The following is a 15,447-nucleotide window of genomic DNA, read 5'->3' as shown; positions in this document are numbered from 1 at the left end:
CCGGCCCGCCTTCCCGTCGAGCTGAACGTCAGGTGAATGCCGGCCAGGGGTGGTGGCGGGAGCCCGGCAGGTTTTGTACCGTGGAGGAACAAAGTGGCTCCCGCCCGTTTTCCCTGACCGGCGGGCGGGGCCGCCTTGTCCCTCCCCGTACAGGGCCCTGTTTCCCTCCTGGAGCTGCCGATGCCGGCCACCGCCACGCCCACCGTCCTCACCGCCCGCGCCCTGCTGCTCGACATGGACGGCACCCTCGTCAACTCGGACGCCGTGGTCGAGCGCATCTGGCGGCGCTGGGCCGACCGGCACGGGCTGGACGGCGACGAGGTGATGAAGGTCGTGCACGGGCGCCAGGGCCACGCCTCCATGGCCGTACTGCTGCCCGACCGGCCCGTGGAGCAGAACCTCGCCGACAACGCCCGCATGCTCGCCGAGGAGACCGCCGACACCGACGGCGTCGTCCGGATCCCCGGCGCCGACACGTTCCTCGCCGCGCTGGACGGACTCCCTCACGCCCTGGTGACCTCGGCCGACGCCGCCCTGGCCACCGCCCGCATGAACGCCGCGGGGCTGCCGCTGCCGGCCGTGCGCATCACCGCCGAGTCGGTCGGCGCGAGCAAGCCGGACCCCGAGGGCTTCCTCAAGGGCGCCGCCGAACTCGGCGTCGACCCCGCCGACTGCGTGGTCTTCGAGGACTCCGGCGCGGGCATCGCGGCGGGGCGCTCCGCCGGGATGACCGTGGTGGGCGTGGGACCGCGCGCGGTGTCCCACGAGCCGGACGTGACGGTACGGGACCTCACGCAGATCACGGTCGAGGCCCTGGCGAACGGCACGATCCGGCTGCGGGTGGGCTGAGGCGGCGCGGGCGGGGATGTGCACGGGGGCGGGGGGCCTCTGCTGCCGGTGGTCACCGAAGCCGACGCCGGGGCTCGATGTGACCGCCACCGGGGCCGAATCCGTATGAGCCGGGATTTGCCGCCCCCGATCACCGGCTTTCCGAACCATCGGCTGTCACGTCATCCTCCGACAAGTCGGCTCACTGCGTGAGTATCCGGAGGGCCGAGAGTGCGTCGTGTCCCGCAGCTGAGGCCGAGGGGCATTCAGGGTGAGGGGAATCCGCCGCTGTGCCCGGTGGCCTCCTATGTGGCAACAGAGAACCTCGTAGAGCACCAGTAGGGATCAGGGCTTTATATGGCCTGTTCCGAGTGGTCGAGAATGCATTCGCATCGTTGGCCGTCCGACACGGAATGGCGATTCTGTGGCCCACGTCACTGGTGGATCTGACTCTCTTTGGCTTTTCCAGGGCGTGATGTCCCTTTCTTCACTCCTAGACCTTTCCTTGGGTTGCTGTTTACCGTCGTCTGCACGATCCGTAAGAAGTCGGTCACGCGGGGGCAGGGTCTGGGGAGGTCCTGCGGGGAGGGTGTGTCATGTCTGTGAGGAGACGATGGTGCACTGCCGGCGCAGTGGTGTGCGCCGCGGTGACGCTGGGCCTTCTTCCGTCAACGAATGCGTCGGGGGCCGACCGCAGTGGCGCAACGGCCGGCCGCGTGTCGAACGCATCGGCCGCCGCGGATACCGAGTCGGCTGCCGCTGCCACCGAGGCTGAGGCGATGATCCGGGCCAAGAGCTCGGGCCGGCCCGTTGAGATCCTCTCCCTCAAGGGTGAGAGCAGCGAGGTCTTCGCGAACCCGGACGGCCGACTCATGGCTCGCGAGCACCTTCGGCCCGTGCGAATGCGTGTGGACGGTGTATGGAAGCCCATCGACACCGACCTCGCCCGGACGGCTGACGGGATGGTGGCACCGAAAACCGCGACCATCGGCCTCGAGTTTTCCGGCGGCGGTGATGTCCCCATGGTGAGGATGTCGAAGGCGGGGCGTGAATTGGCCCTGTCGTGGCCGGGGAAGCTGCCGGCCCCGCAGCTCCAGGGTGATACCGCGACCTACTCGGACGTCCTGCCAGGCGTCGACCTGCGACTGGGCGCGCAGCAGGACGGATTCACCCAACTGCTGGTCGTGAAGTCGGCCGATGCCGCTTCGAGTAACGACCTCGCCGAGCTGCGCCTGAAACTGGACGCCGATGGCATGGACGTGAAGGAGACCGGCGCCGGTGGCCTCCAGGCCGTGGACCAGGGCGCCGGCAGTGCCGTTTTCGAGGCGGCACAGCCGCTGATGTGGGACTCCAGTGCGGGTGCCCCGACCCAGAAGACGGCGCATCCACAGTCCTTGGCGGCACCGAAGGCGATGTGGACCTCCGGTGACAGGGACCGGACTGCGGCGGAGTCGGGCAAACTGGCGCCAGTCGGCGTCGACGTGCCCGCCGGCCAGGACGAGTTGGTGCTGACGCCGGATGCCGAGGTCCTGCACGGTAAGGACACCGTGTATCCGGTGTTCATCGACCCGAAGTGGGACACGCCCAAGGCCACGGCCTGGACGGTGGCGTCGAAGTACTGGGCGTCCTCTCCCCAGTGGAAGTTCAACGGTGACCCGGACGCCGGCATGGGCTACTGCGGCTGGTACTACTGCAAGCCCTACGACACGAAGCGCCTCTTCTACCAGCTCCCGGTCTCCAAGTACGCGGGCACCGACGTCCTCTCCGCGGAGTTCGTCGTCCGCAACACATGGTCGGCCTCCTGCAGCGCGCGCGGCGTGCAGCTGTGGCGGACGAAAGGCATCTCGTCATCGACGACTTGGAACTCCCAGAACGAGTCGGGCTTCTGGGTCGACCACCTGGCGACCGATTCGTTCGCCTACGGCTTCGAGGGGTGCGCCGCCAAGGACGCCGAGTTCAATGTGAAGTCGGCCGTGCAGCAGGCCGCCGACAAGAACTGGCCGACGATGACGTTCGGCCTCCGAGCGAGCGACGAGTCCGACGAGTACGGCTGGAAGAGGTTCTCGGACGACGCCTATCTGCGAGTGACGTACAACCGGCCGCCCTCACAGATCAGGATGGCGCAGCTGGAGATGCAGTACGGCGGTACGTGCAAGAAGCCGTCGGACACACCACGGGTGCGCAGTCTGGGCCAGATCTACGCGCACGAAGTCACCGACCCCGACGGTGAGCAGGTCGCCGTTCAGTTCCAGGCGAAGTGGGATGCCGGCGACGGCAAGGGATTGATCGCCCGCTGGAAGCCGCCCTTGACGAAGTTCAAGAAATCGGGTTCCGACTTCACGGTCTCGTTGCCCTCGTCCATCCCGGCCGGTAAAACCGTGAACTGGTACGCCCGTTCCTACGACGGAGCTCAGTACTCGCCCTGGTCGTACACCGGAGGTGCGACCGGCTGCTACTTCGTCTACGACACCTCGGTACCCAAGGCACCGGTGATCTCGTCCGGCGAATACCCGGCCTCCGACCCCGAGAACGCGGGTGATCCGTGGTTCGACGGGGTGGGCAAGTACGGGACATTCGAGCTCAAGGGCGCCAACAGCGACGTGGTCAAGTACTCCTTCGGCGTCAACGAAGACCCTTCGTCGAAGAACATCCTCACCACGTCGGGTGGGGCAGCGAAGACTGCGAAGATCCTTCCTTCCAAGCCGGGGCTGAACTTCGTGACCGCCAAGGCGTTCGACGCCGCGGGCAACGCCAGTGAGATCCGCACCTATCGTTTCCGGGTCAAGTCGGGGCAGCCGGAGCGTGGGATGTGGCAACTGGACGACGCCGCCGGTGCGTCGGCCGGGCAGGGGACGGCCCCGCCGCGGGCGGTGGAGCTGGGCGGCGGTGCCACACCGCATGTGGCCGGGGTCAAGGGTACGGCGGTGTCGTTCGACGGCATGGACGACTATGCGGCCACTGACATCCCCGTCATCGACACCGCCGGCAGCTTCTCCGTCTCGGCGTGGGTAAAGCTCGCCTCCGTCCCCGACCACGCGGCCGTGGCGGTGACCCAGCCGGGCAACAACTCGCCTGGATTCGAGATCTACTACTCGGCCGGCTACGACCGGTGGGTGTTCAGCCAGCACACCTCCGACACACCGGATGCGAGCAGTGTCAAGGCCATGCCCGCTGCCGGGGGTGGTGTGAAAGCCGGCGAATGGACCCACCTCGTGGGTACCTACAGCTCCGGAAGCGATGAACTCAAGCTGTACGTCGACAGCCAACTCGTGGGCACCGCCACCTACAGCTCCCCATGGGACGCACGGCGTGGTCTGCAGTTCGGTGCGGCAAGCCTCAACGGGAGCAGGACCAACTTTCTCCCCGGCGCGATCGACGAGGTGCAGATCTTCGACAAGCCGCTGTCGGCAGCAGAGGTGACCCAGCTGTACGGCAAGTCGTCCCTTATCGCGGGCCGTCCCGCACGAGCGGTGTTCCCGATGGACGAGCCGGCCGACGCCACCCGGCTGACCGGCACGGCGGAGGTACCGGACGCCACCCTCATGAACGGAGCCAAGCCCGGGCAGCCCGGAATCGCCGGCAAGGCGTTGACGCTGGACGGAGTCGACGACTACGCCACCACAGGCCGACCCGTCCTGAACAACCAGAGCAGCTTCGCCATCTCGGCCTGGGCCAGACTGCCCAGGACCAAACCGGACCACGCGGCCGTCGTCGCCACCCAGGCAGGCGCCCACCGCGCGGGCCTGGAACTGTACTACTCCAAGGCGTTCGACCGGTGGGTGGTCAGCGAGTACTCGGCCGATTCCTCGGAAGCCAGCCCGATCCGCGCCATGCAGGCCGAAGGGCAGACCGCCTATGGCGACACGTGGACGCACCTGGTCGGGGTGCACGACACGATCGCCAACAAGCTGATCCTGTACGTCAACGGCACCAAGGCCGGCGAGACCGACCTGCAGGCCAACTGGTACGCAGGCGGCGCGGTACAACTTGGCGCAGGCTCCTACGACGGGCAGCCCGGCTCCTTCTTCCCCGGCCAGATAGACGACGTGCGGCTCTTCGACCGGCCCACCTCAGCCCAGGAGGTCCAGCAGCTGTTCAGGCAGCGGCCGCTGGTGAAGGGGCGCTGGACGTTCGCGGAGGCATCCGGATCGCCGCTCGTGACTCCTGACGCCTCCGCCTGGTCCAACGACATGACCCTGGGCGGTGGTGCCCGGCTCGATGCGGGGTGGGTCGACGGCGGTGTGAGCCTCGACGGCGTCAACGACTACGCAGTGACCTCCGCCGTTCCGGTGGACACCGGCAGCAGCTTCACCGTGACCGCGTGGGCCCAGGCGGCAGCGATCCCCAACAAAGGGGTGACCCTGCTCAGCGTGCCCGGAAGCGCGAAGAGCGCCTTCACGGTCCGCTACGAACCCAGCAGCACGCCGGGATCCGACCCCGGCCGATGGCGGATCGCCATGGCCTCGGCCGACAGCGCCAGTGCCACCGTCACGCAGGTCGACAACAGCCAGTTCCACAGCCCCACGGAATGGACACACCTGGCCCTCGTCTACGACGGCTTCTCCAAACATCTGACCCTGTACGTCAACGGGGAACCGGAAGTGGTCGCCTGCAAGGACGATGACAGTGACGGTAACGCGGACGACCCCGCCTGCACGGACAAGTTCTCCTGGGCGGACGACGTCCTGGCCTTCAAGGCAGCGCAGCCCATGCAACTCGGCCGGGCCAAGACCGGAGCGAGTACCTGGGGAGAGTACTGGCCGGGCGCCGTCTCCGACGTGTGGGCCTTCCAGGGCGCGTTGACGGACGCGCAGATCGAGGTGCTGGCCACCGGACAGCCCGGGATGGCAACCGACGTTCCCGGCGCCGACTGATCAGTCCAGCGGACCCCATCCGCAAGGCTCGCCACGCTCTCTTCCCGGCTTGGCATCAACACTTCCGCCCCACCGTGCGCCCGGCACACACGCGGGTCACCGCAGCGAAGGACGAAGGACACGATGAACGGCAGATCGAGCAGGCGCTTCGCGGGACTCCGGCGACGCCTCGCACTGGCCTCGGCCACGGTCATGGTCGGCACACTCCTGCAGGGAGTGACGCAGCCGGCTCTCGCGGCGGACAGCGGCAAGGGGCGGCCCGCCCTGCCCGGTTCCGAGCGACCGGTCGCCACCACGACCGTCAGGGTCAAGCCCCGCACTCTCATGAAGGGGCCGCGGACCCCGAAGGCAGTGCCCGAGACGGCTTGGCCCAAGGCAGCGACCACGGTGCTGCACGTTCCCCCCTCCGACGCGAAGCGACCCACGGCATCCGTACGGGCCAAGGGCCTGCCGCTGATACTCGACACCCAGGGCGCGGCGCGGAAGAAGCCGTTCCGCGGAGACGTCGAGGCCCGCCTGCTCAGCCACAACGCGGCACAGAAGGCAGGCATCGACGGCCTGCTGTTCACTCTGAGGAGCAAGAACACGGCGAAGGAGGGGCAGGCAGGTCATGTACAGGCCCACCTCGACTACTCCGGCTTCGCTGACGCCTACGGCGGCGGGTACGCCTCCCGCCTCACCATGGTCGAGCTGCCTGCCTGCGCACTCACCACACCGGACAGGGCCGCTTGCCGTTCCGGTAAGCCAGTCGCAGCAGTCAACGACGCCGAGAAGAAGACACTGACTGCTCGTAACGTGAGCCTGAAGGCCGACTCCGCCGCGGTGCTCGCAGCCGTATCGGGTGCGCAAAGTGCCCAGAGCGACTACAAGGCGACGTCTCTCTCTCCTTCGGCAACGTGGAGCACGAACCTCAACACCGGTGACTTCACCTGGTCCTATGACATGCCGACTCCCGAGGTACCCGGCGGGTTGGCTCCCAAGGTGGGCCTTTCCTATTCCTCCGGATCCATCGACGGACGTACCGCCAACACCAACAACCAGGCCTCCTGGGCAGGAGACGGCTTCGAGCTGTGGTCCGGCTACATCGAACGCCGCTACAAGCCATGCTCCGACGACGGCGTCAAGCACGCGGACGGCAGCAAGCCGGGTGACCTGTGCTGGGGCTACGACAACGCCTTCATGACCTTCAACGGCAAAGGCGGCGAACTCGTCCCCGCCGGCAAGGATTCCTGGAAGCTCAAGAACGACGACGGTACGAAGGTCGACCACCTGACGTCTAGCGACCGCGCGAACAACGACAACGACAACGAGTACTGGCGGGTCACCACACCGGACGGCACCAGGTACTACTTCGGTTACAACCGCCTGCCCGGCTGGGCCGACGGCAAGGAAACCACCGACTCCACCTGGACCGTTCCCGTCTTCGGAGACGACACCGACGAGCCCTGCCACGCTGCTGCCTTCGCCGACTCCTACTGCCAACAGGCCTGGCGGTGGAACCTCGACTACGTGGTCGACGTGCACGGCAACGCCATCGCCTACTACTACGACAAGGAGTCGAACTCCTACGGCCGCAACCTGGAGGCCAAGGACAACACTCCCTACGTGCGCGGCGGCACTCTGGACCGCATCGAATACGGCCTGAAGTCCTCCTCCGTGTACGGCACGAAGGCCCTGGCCAAGGTCGACTTCACCAGCGGTGAGCGCTGCCTGCCGGATACCCACACCAAGTGCTCGGACATCTCCACCGATGCCTTCTACTGGTACGACACGCCCTGGGACCTGAACTGCGAATCCGGCAAGGACTGTGACGAGGGCCGCTTCGTTCCGGTGTTCTTCACCCGCAAGCGGCTCACCGACGTCACCACTCAGATCTGGGACGGCAGCTCCTACCATGCCGTCGACTCCTGGAAGCTGGACCACCGCTGGGGGATGTCCGACACGGACTACCAGCTCCTGCTCGACTCCGTTCAGCACACCGGGCGTACAGCCGAACCGGCGATCACCTTGCCGAAGACCACCTTCGCCTACACCCAGCTGGCCAATCGGCTGGACAAGACGGGCGACGGCTACCCGCCCTTCGTCAAGGACCGCCTGTCGACGGTGGCCGACGAGTTCGGTGGCCAGATCGACGTCAACTACTCGGCGCCTGCCTGCGACTGGGACTCGCTGCCGACACCCGAGAAGAACACCACCCGCTGCTACCCGCAGTACATCGGCGGCAGCTCGACTGATGATCCTGAGCGGAAGTGGTTCAACAAGTACGTCGTCACCTCCGTCACCGGTACCGACCGCACAGGCGGTGCCCCCGACCAGGTCACCAGCTACGACTACCTCGACGGTGCCGCCTGGCACTACGACGATGACGACGGGCTGACCAAGGAGAAGGCCAAGACCTGGTCCCAGTGGCGCGGCTACGGGCATGTGCGGGTACGCACCGGCGGCCAGGGCGACGCCTCCGCGATGAAGAGCCAGCAGGACAGCTACTTCCTGCGCGGCATGGACGGAGACCGGAAGGACACCAGCGGCGGCACCAAGACCGTCACCGTCACACTCGACGACGACGAGGGTGACCCGATCACCGACGAGCAATCGGCGGTCGGTTTCATGTACAAGACGGTCACCTACTCCGGCCCCGGCGGCAAGATCCTTGCCAAGACCGTGAGCAGGCCTTGGCACCACGAGACCGCGAAGAAGGTGAGGGACTGGGGAACCGCCACTGCCAACTTCATAGGCACGGCCGGCTCCAAGACCTGGACGTCCTTGGACAACGGCGTCGGCACCTCCTGGCGCACCACGGCCACGGCTACGAGCTACGACACCGTTGCCGGACGTGCCACTCAGGTGGACGACCTGGGAGACAGCACCACCAGGAACGACGACACTTGCACCCGCACGACGTACGCCACCAACGCCACGGCCAACATCCTCACCCTCCCCGCCCGCGTCGAGACGGTGGCCAAGTCCTGCTCCGACGCGGTCAGCCGGCCGGACGACGTGATCTCCGACGTACGGACGGCCTACGACGGCGCGGCCTACGACGCAGCTCCGACCAAGGGGGACGCGACCAACACCGCGGTGCTCAAGCAGTACGAGGGCGCAACGGCCGTCTACCTGGAGTCCGGCACCACGTACGACGACTACGGCCGCCAGCGCACGAGCACCGACCTGACGGCAGACGTCAAGGTCAGCGCCGCCGGGACCCTCACGCGCACCACGCGCTCCGACGGCCGGACCACCACCACCGCACCGGACCCCACCAGCGGCTTCGCGACCAAGGTCAGCATCACCACCCCGCCGGCCAAAACGGGGGACACGACCACCGCTCAGACCACGAGCGTCACGTACGACGTCCTGCGCAATCTGCCGAAGACGCAGACCGACGCCAACGGAAAGGTGACCGCCTTCGCCTACGACGCCCTTGGCCGCTCCACCAAGGTCTGGCTCGCCGACCGACTCACAGGCCAGACACCCAGTTACGAGTTCACGTACACCATCGGTGACGGCAAGCCGGTTGCGACCGCCACCAGGACACTCGGCAACAAGGGCGAGCAGCGAACCTCCTACGCCTTCTACGACGGCTTCCTCCGCCCGCGCCAGACCCAGGACCCCGGCCCGAACGGCGGCAGCCTCCTGACCGACACCTTCTACGACGAACGCGGGCAAGTCGTCAAGGAATTCGGGACGTACTACTCGGCCAAGCCACCGACGAGCGTCCTGGCCAAACCGGAAGACGCACTCGACGTCGAGACCCAGAACCGCTACGCCTACGACGGCCTCGGCCGGCGAACCGAAGCCACTCAGATCGCCGGCAACGGCGACGGCGGAACCGCGCTGTCCACGACCAGGACCATCTACAACGGTGACCGCACCACCGTGATCCCGCCCGAGGGCGGCACCGCGACCACCACCGTCGTCGACGCACGAGGCCGCAACACGGCACTGCGGCAGCTCCATGCCCGCAACGTCGAGGCCGCCTACGACACCACCATCTACGACTACACACCTCGCGGCGAACTGAAGAAGGTCACCGACCCAGCGGGCAACAACTGGACGTACACCTACGACCTGCTCGGCCGCCAGATCAAAACGACCGACCCCGACAAGGGCACCACCCTCAGCACCTACGACGACCGCGGCCAGCTGACCACCACCGACGACGCCCGCCCCGACGCCCCCGACGACAACCGCCCGGACACGCCCAGCCTGTGGTACGGCTACGACAACCTCGGCCGCAAGACCGAGGTGAGAGAGAAGTCCTCCACCGGCACCCTGCGCGCCAAGTGGGTGTACGACACCGTCACCAACGCCAAGGGCCAGCTCGCCGAGGCCACCCGCTACGACGGCACCAACGCCTACACCAGCAAGGTCGTCGCCTACGACAACCTCTACCGGCCGCTGCGCACCTCGATCACCATCCCGGCCGCCGAGAAGGAGCTGGCCGGCACATACCTCTCGACGACCTCCTACAAGACCTCGGGGCTCACTGCCGGCATCGGCTATCCCAAAGCCGGCGCCCTGCCGGCGGCCACCGCCGTCTACACCTACGACGACGCCACCCTGCGCCCCACCGTCCTCGACGGCAGTCAGGGCATCAAGGCGACCACCAGCTACAGCCTCACCGGCAAGCCCCTCCAGTACGAACTGTCCAACAGCGGTGGCAGGAAGACCTGGGCCACCAACACCTACGAATGGGGCACCCAGCGCCTGGCCACCTCCCGCGTGGACCGCGAGAACATCGCCGGCGTCGACCAGAGCAACACCTACCACTACGACGAAACGGGCAACGTCCTGTCCGTCTCGGACGTCTCCCGCGACGGCACCGACACCCAGTGCTTCACCTACGACTACCTGCGCCGCCTGACCGAAGCCTGGGCCCAGAACACCACCACCTGCGCCACCACCCCCAGCGCCGGCGTCCTAGGCGGCCCCGGTCCCTACTGGCAGTCCTACACCTACGACCTGACCGGCAACCGCCGCACCGAGACGCTCCACAACCCCACGGGCGACGCCACCAAGGACACCAAGCGGACCTACGCCTACCCCGATCCCGGCAAGGCCCTGCCGCACGCCCTGTCCTCGGTGACGACCACCGGCCCCACCAGCACCGTCCAGGACACCTTCACCTACGACGAAACAGGCAACACCACCACCCGCACCCTCAACGGGGACAGCCAGGTCCTTACGTGGGACCCGGAGGGTCACCTCGCCAAGGTGACCGCCGGCGGCAAGACCACCGCGTACCTGTACGACCCGGACGGCAACCGGCTCATCGCCCGCACACCCACCGAGACCACCCTCTACCTCGGCGCCACGGAAATCACCCTGCCCAGGGGCACCACCACACCCAAGGTCACGCGCTACTTCGACCTGGGCGGAGGCAACCAGGCCGTCCAGCAGGACGACGGCACCATCTCCTTCACCCTCGCCGACCACCACGGCACCGCCCAGCTCGCCGTCGCGGCGGACACACAAAATCTCACCCAGCGTCGCACCTTGCCCTTCGGCGGCATCCGAGGCACCAAGCCGACCGCCTGGCCCGGCACCAAGGGCTTCGTCGGAGGAACCGACGACACGAAGGACACCGGCCTGACCCATCTCGGCGCCCGCGAATACGACCAGGCGACCGGCCGTTTCGTCAGCGTCGACCCGATCATTTCCCCGGCCGAGCCACAAAGTCTGAACGCCTACGCCTATGCCAATAACAACCCCGCCACCCTGAGCGATCCCACGGGCCTCTGCCACCCCGACCAGTGCGGCATCGGCGTACCTCGAGGGAATGTGGTGGGCGGTGACAGCGGAACCATCACCAAGGCGCCACCGGGAGCCGGCGGGGTAGGCGTTCCCGGGTCCAGCGGGGCGGGATACCCGGGACCCCTGCCGGCCGAAGCCAACGGCGACTCAAACAAAATGGTGAAGCTGAAGGGCGAGTGGCACGTCAAGTTCTACCCCGGAGTCTACTTCCCGGCTGACAACCCTCATCTGAGTGAAGCCGCCAGAAGATTCAACCATCGGGTCAATTACGTGTGTGGCCCGTATAACTATGACTGCATGGTAGGGGACGGAATCCCCGAATTCTGGCGGACCCAGTCAAAGATGTTCTCCTGCGATGCGGACTGGGACTGCGGTAAAGACTGGTTCAACCCCATCGACTTGATGAGGGCTGGAGTGAGTGCAGGCCTGGTTGGAGGTAACGGTCAAGCAGGCCGGGTGGCCGGCCGTGGGGCCCGACGAGGAGCCTCCGCCGAAGGCGGTCCGTGCAGTTTCGATCCAGATACCCCCGTCCTCCTCCCGGATGGCACATCCAAGCCCATCGTCAAGGTGAAGCCGGGTGACCGGGTCGAGAGCGGCGACCCCGAAAATGGAAAGCACAAGGGCTCACGCGAAGTTACCGCCGCCTTCGTCCACCGTGACGACGACTTGATCGACGTCCAAGTGCAGGACCCCGCCGGGAAGACCCGGACGCTCCGCACGACCTCTCTTCACCCCTTCTGGGACGACACCACCAGCACCTGGGTGCAGGCCGGTGAGCTCAAGCCCGGCCACATGCTCAACACCGCCGCCGACAAGCATGTGCGGATCACCGCCGTGAAGGCGCGCGCCGGCTCCGCGGACATGTACAACCTCACTGTCGGCGACCTCCACACGTACTATGTGCTGGCGGGTGAGACTCCGGTACTGGTCCACAATTCCAACTGCCCGATTACTGGCGGGTTCAAGGTGGGTGTCAGTGCAGACGAGATCGCCGATATCAACCGCGGATTCGGTGGGGAAACACTGCTGAGTGGCTCGCCTGCGAACACCTTGGCTAACGCCAGTCGCTATAACAGCTTCTGGGATAAGTCGGCAGTTGTGATCCGGGATATCGCGGGAAGTCATATGTTCAACAATGGAAACAAGCGAACTGCTCAGGCTACCGTTGAGCAGTTGATGCAACGGAACGGCGTAACGAGTGGCCCCACTTCTGCTGACCTCCGAAGCGTCATCGACAGAGTAGGTAAAGGTCAGCTGCATGATGTCAGCGACATCTCGGCAGCCTTGAGGGGCTATTGATGGGAGCGCGAGTGATGGATATCGAGCAGCTCATGGATAAGTTGGGCCGCTCTGGTGTCACCGTCATCCTTAAGATGGATGATGAGCGGATGGCGGAAGGCGGAGAGCCCTGGACATTGGTAATGTCCGGGCCTGGTCTAGGTGAACAGGGATTCATCCGTACCGAATCTTCCACGCTCAATGACTGTCTGGAGCAAGGGTTTACAAGATTGCGCGCCAGGCCCGGCGACTGGGAATGGCTGACTGAAATCTAGCTGACACCAAAATGAGGCCCTCCCGAGAATCCTGGGAGGGCCTCATGCCATTTGACGGCAACGGTGACGGCAACGTCAGCGGACGACGGCAGCGGTGGGCGGGTCGTCTGGGGCGTCGCCGCCCGGTGTGAGGGCGTTGCCGAGGGTGTCGATGGCCTGGCGCTGGAGGCGGAGCCGGACGTGGGCGTAGACGCCGGCGGTGACGCCGATGTGGGCGTGTCCGAGGAGTTTCTTGATGACGACAAGGTCGACGCCCTGTTCCAGGAGCAGGGTGGCGGTCGAGTGGCGGAGGTCGTGGAAGCGGATCGTCCGGAGCCCGGCCTTGTGGAGGAGGCGGCGGAAGAGGCGGGTGAGGTTGCCGGGGTCGAGCGGCCTGACCTTCGGGGTGGTGAAGACGAGCCCGCTGTCCGTCCAGCTGGGTCCGGCTGCCTGACGCTCTTCCTGCTGCTGTTCTTGGTGGATCTTGAGGGAGTTGATGCACTCGGTGGGCAGGGCGATGCGGCGTTCGGAGGCGAGCGTCTTGGTGTTCAGGACGGTCAGGCCCTGGGTGCGGGTGCGCTGGAGGGAGCGGCGGATGGTGGCGGTGCCGCCGTCGAGGTCGAGGTCTTCCCAGTGGAGGCCGTTCGCCTTTGCGGAGTCCGGTGCGCAGGGCGAGTTCGTACAGGGCGTGAAGCCGGTCGTCGGCGGCGGTCCGTAGGAACTGCCGGGCTTCGGCGGCGGTGAGCGGCTGGAAGCGCCGGGGGCGGGGCGTGGTCGTCTGCGGAGCCTGTCGAGGAAGGTGCGCACGTCGCGGGTGGTGAGCCGGGCGAGCTTCCTGGTGCCGAGGCCGGGGTTGAGGTGGAGGCGGATGGAGGCGGCGTAGCGGGTGTGGATGTTCTCCCGCAGGTGGTGCACGGCGACGCCGTCCAGCCAGTACGCGAGGTAGGCGCTTACGGTGCTGTCGGCCGCCGCGACGATGCGGGCGGCGTCGGTGTCGGAGACGTAGGGGGTGCGGATGCGGGTGAAGCCGGGGCGGCCCTGCATCGCCATCACCGCGACCCCGACATAGGCGGGGTCCTGCAAGGTGACCGGGCTGGCGTCGGGCCAGTTGCGGATGTCGTCGCCCCGCGCGGCCACCGCAGCTTCCACCGTCTTCTGCGCGAAGGACAGCCCGACCGGGCACACGTCGCGGATGAAGGTCGGGATGGCGTCGCCGGTGGTCTTCTGGCTGATCAGGATGGTCAGGATGCCGACGCTGCGGCCCTTCTTGACCAGGTCCTCCACCAGCCGGGTGTTCTCCGCCGTCAGCGCGGCCCGGTGACGCCCACGTGTGCGTAGCCGGCGCGGTCGGTGCGCTACGGCTTCGTCGTCTCGGCCTCCAGGCTCTTCCGGGTCGTCGGTCCGTACTCGCCCAGGGGATCGGCCGTGATTCCGCGTGCCAGTTGGTAGTTGCGTACCGCGTCCTCCACGGGGCGGGTGAAGACACCGTCGATCCGGTCGCCGTAGAGGTTCAGTTGGCGCAGTCGCTGCTGGAGTTCGGTGACCTGGGGGCCGGTGTCGCCGCTTCGCAGGACCGGGGCCGCGGCGGGCGTCGTGGACGGGGTGACGGACGCCGTCGTGGGGGTCGTAGAGGGCGTCGGTGTGGGAGTGGGGGACGGCGAGGCCGACGAGGGGGTCGGGGTCGGGGTGGGCGTTGCCGTGGCGGACGGTGCCGGAAGGCGGGGTGTCGGTGCGGGGGCCGGGGCCTTCGCCGACGTGGGCGACCGGGTCGGGACCGTCGGGATGCGTTCCCTGATCTCCTGAGCCCCTCCGTCGTGGGCCGGTGTGTGGTACGAGAGCAGCGCGAACGCGGTGACCGCGACGATCGCCGCGCCCGCGCCCCCGGCGGCCACCAGCAGGGTGCGCCGGGAGCGTCCCCGGCGCGGGGCGGCCCCGGGGGCGATGAGGGGCAGCGGTTCGGTGGGGGTGTCCGGTGGGGCGGTGGTGGAATGCGGTGCCTGCCCGCCCGTGGGAGTGAGCGAAGCGTCGCCCGTTGGGGTGGGCGAGGGGCCCGCTGAGCCGGGTGGGGCCGTGTTCGGGACACCGTTCGTGGTGGTGGGTGAAGACCGCGGTGGGCCGGGCCGTGCCGCGTCCAGGACACTTCCCGTAGTGGTGGGCGAGAGGCCCGCCGGGCCGGCCTGCGCCGGGTCCGGGGCGCCGCCCGTGGTGGTGGCCGGGGGGCCCGCTGGTCCGGGCAGTGCCGGGTCCGGGGTGCCGCCCGTAGTGGTGGGCGAGAGGCCCGCCGGGCCGGCCTGCGCCGGGTCCGGGGCGCCGCCCGTGGTGGTGGCCGGGAGGCCCGCTGGTCCGGGCGGGGCCGTGTGCGAGGCGCCGCCCGTGGTGGTGGCCGGGGGGCCCGCTGGTCCGGGCAGTGCCGGGTCCGGGGTGCCGCCCGTAGTGGTGGGCGAGAGGCCCGCCGGGCC

Annotated in this window: 5 protein-coding genes and 2 pseudogenes; 4 read left to right on the top strand and 3 right to left on the bottom strand. The window is 67.6% G+C overall.

The genetic code is table 11. The annotated features are described in order from the left end of the window. Positions 1-180 precede the first annotated feature (180 nt). From ACZ3ZD_RS05675 to ACZ3ZD_RS05660, 4 genes are all read left to right on the top strand, one after another. Positions 181-849, top strand: coding sequence for an HAD family hydrolase (locus ACZ3ZD_RS05675; RefSeq protein ID WP_467393875.1), 669 nt, complete (start codon positions 181-183; stop codon positions 847-849). A 758-nt stretch (positions 850-1,607) separates the two neighbouring features. Then, on the top strand, positions 1,608-5,702 hold the full coding sequence (locus ACZ3ZD_RS05670) for a LamG-like jellyroll fold domain-containing protein (RefSeq protein WP_467394547.1): 4,095 nt from the start codon (positions 1,608-1,610) through the stop codon (positions 5,700-5,702). 123 nt (positions 5,703-5,825) lie between these two features. Further along, complete coding sequence (locus ACZ3ZD_RS05665) at positions 5,826-12,755, top strand: polymorphic toxin-type HINT domain-containing protein (protein ID WP_467393873.1); 6,930 nt, start codon at positions 5,826-5,828, stop codon at positions 12,753-12,755. 14 nt (positions 12,756-12,769) lie between these two features. Beyond that, a complete protein-coding gene (locus ACZ3ZD_RS05660) occupies positions 12,770-13,009 on the top strand; it encodes a hypothetical protein (protein ID WP_467393871.1) in 240 nt (79 codons plus the stop codon). 75 nt (positions 13,010-13,084) lie between these two features. Here the strand turns inward: ACZ3ZD_RS05660 and ACZ3ZD_RS05655 are convergent. From ACZ3ZD_RS05655 to ACZ3ZD_RS05645, 3 genes and pseudogenes are all read right to left on the bottom strand, one after another. Next, positions 13,085-13,963: pseudogene (locus ACZ3ZD_RS05655) on the bottom strand (tyrosine-type recombinase/integrase); the annotation flags it as partial. After that, positions 13,958-14,302 (bottom strand): annotated as a pseudogene (locus ACZ3ZD_RS05650) (FtsK/SpoIIIE domain-containing protein); the annotation flags it as partial. The pseudogenes ACZ3ZD_RS05655 and ACZ3ZD_RS05650, both read right to left, overlap by 6 nt. A gap of 41 nt (positions 14,303-14,343) precedes the next feature. Further along, positions 14,344-15,447 (bottom strand): peptidoglycan-binding domain-containing protein (locus ACZ3ZD_RS05645; RefSeq protein WP_467394545.1); only part of this gene is annotated, 1,104 nt, incomplete at its 5' end.

The organism is Streptomyces sp. NPDC023481 (assembly GCF_055560195.1).
This window is presented reverse-complemented; position numbering and strand designations above follow the sequence as displayed.

What these genes read in the sequence shown, in the direction of transcription:
- ACZ3ZD_RS05675 (WP_467393875.1), top strand. Translation starts at nt 181, where the DNA reads ATGCCGGCCACCGCCACGCCCACCGTCCTCACCGCCCGCGCCCTGCTG.
- ACZ3ZD_RS05670 (WP_467394547.1), top strand. Translation starts at nt 1,608, where the DNA reads ATGATCCGGGCCAAGAGCTCGGGCCGGCCCGTTGAGATCCTCTCCCTC.
- ACZ3ZD_RS05665 (WP_467393873.1), top strand. Translation starts at nt 5,826, where the DNA reads ATGAACGGCAGATCGAGCAGGCGCTTCGCGGGACTCCGGCGACGCCTC.
- ACZ3ZD_RS05660 (WP_467393871.1), top strand. Translation starts at nt 12,770, where the DNA reads ATGGATATCGAGCAGCTCATGGATAAGTTGGGCCGCTCTGGTGTCACC.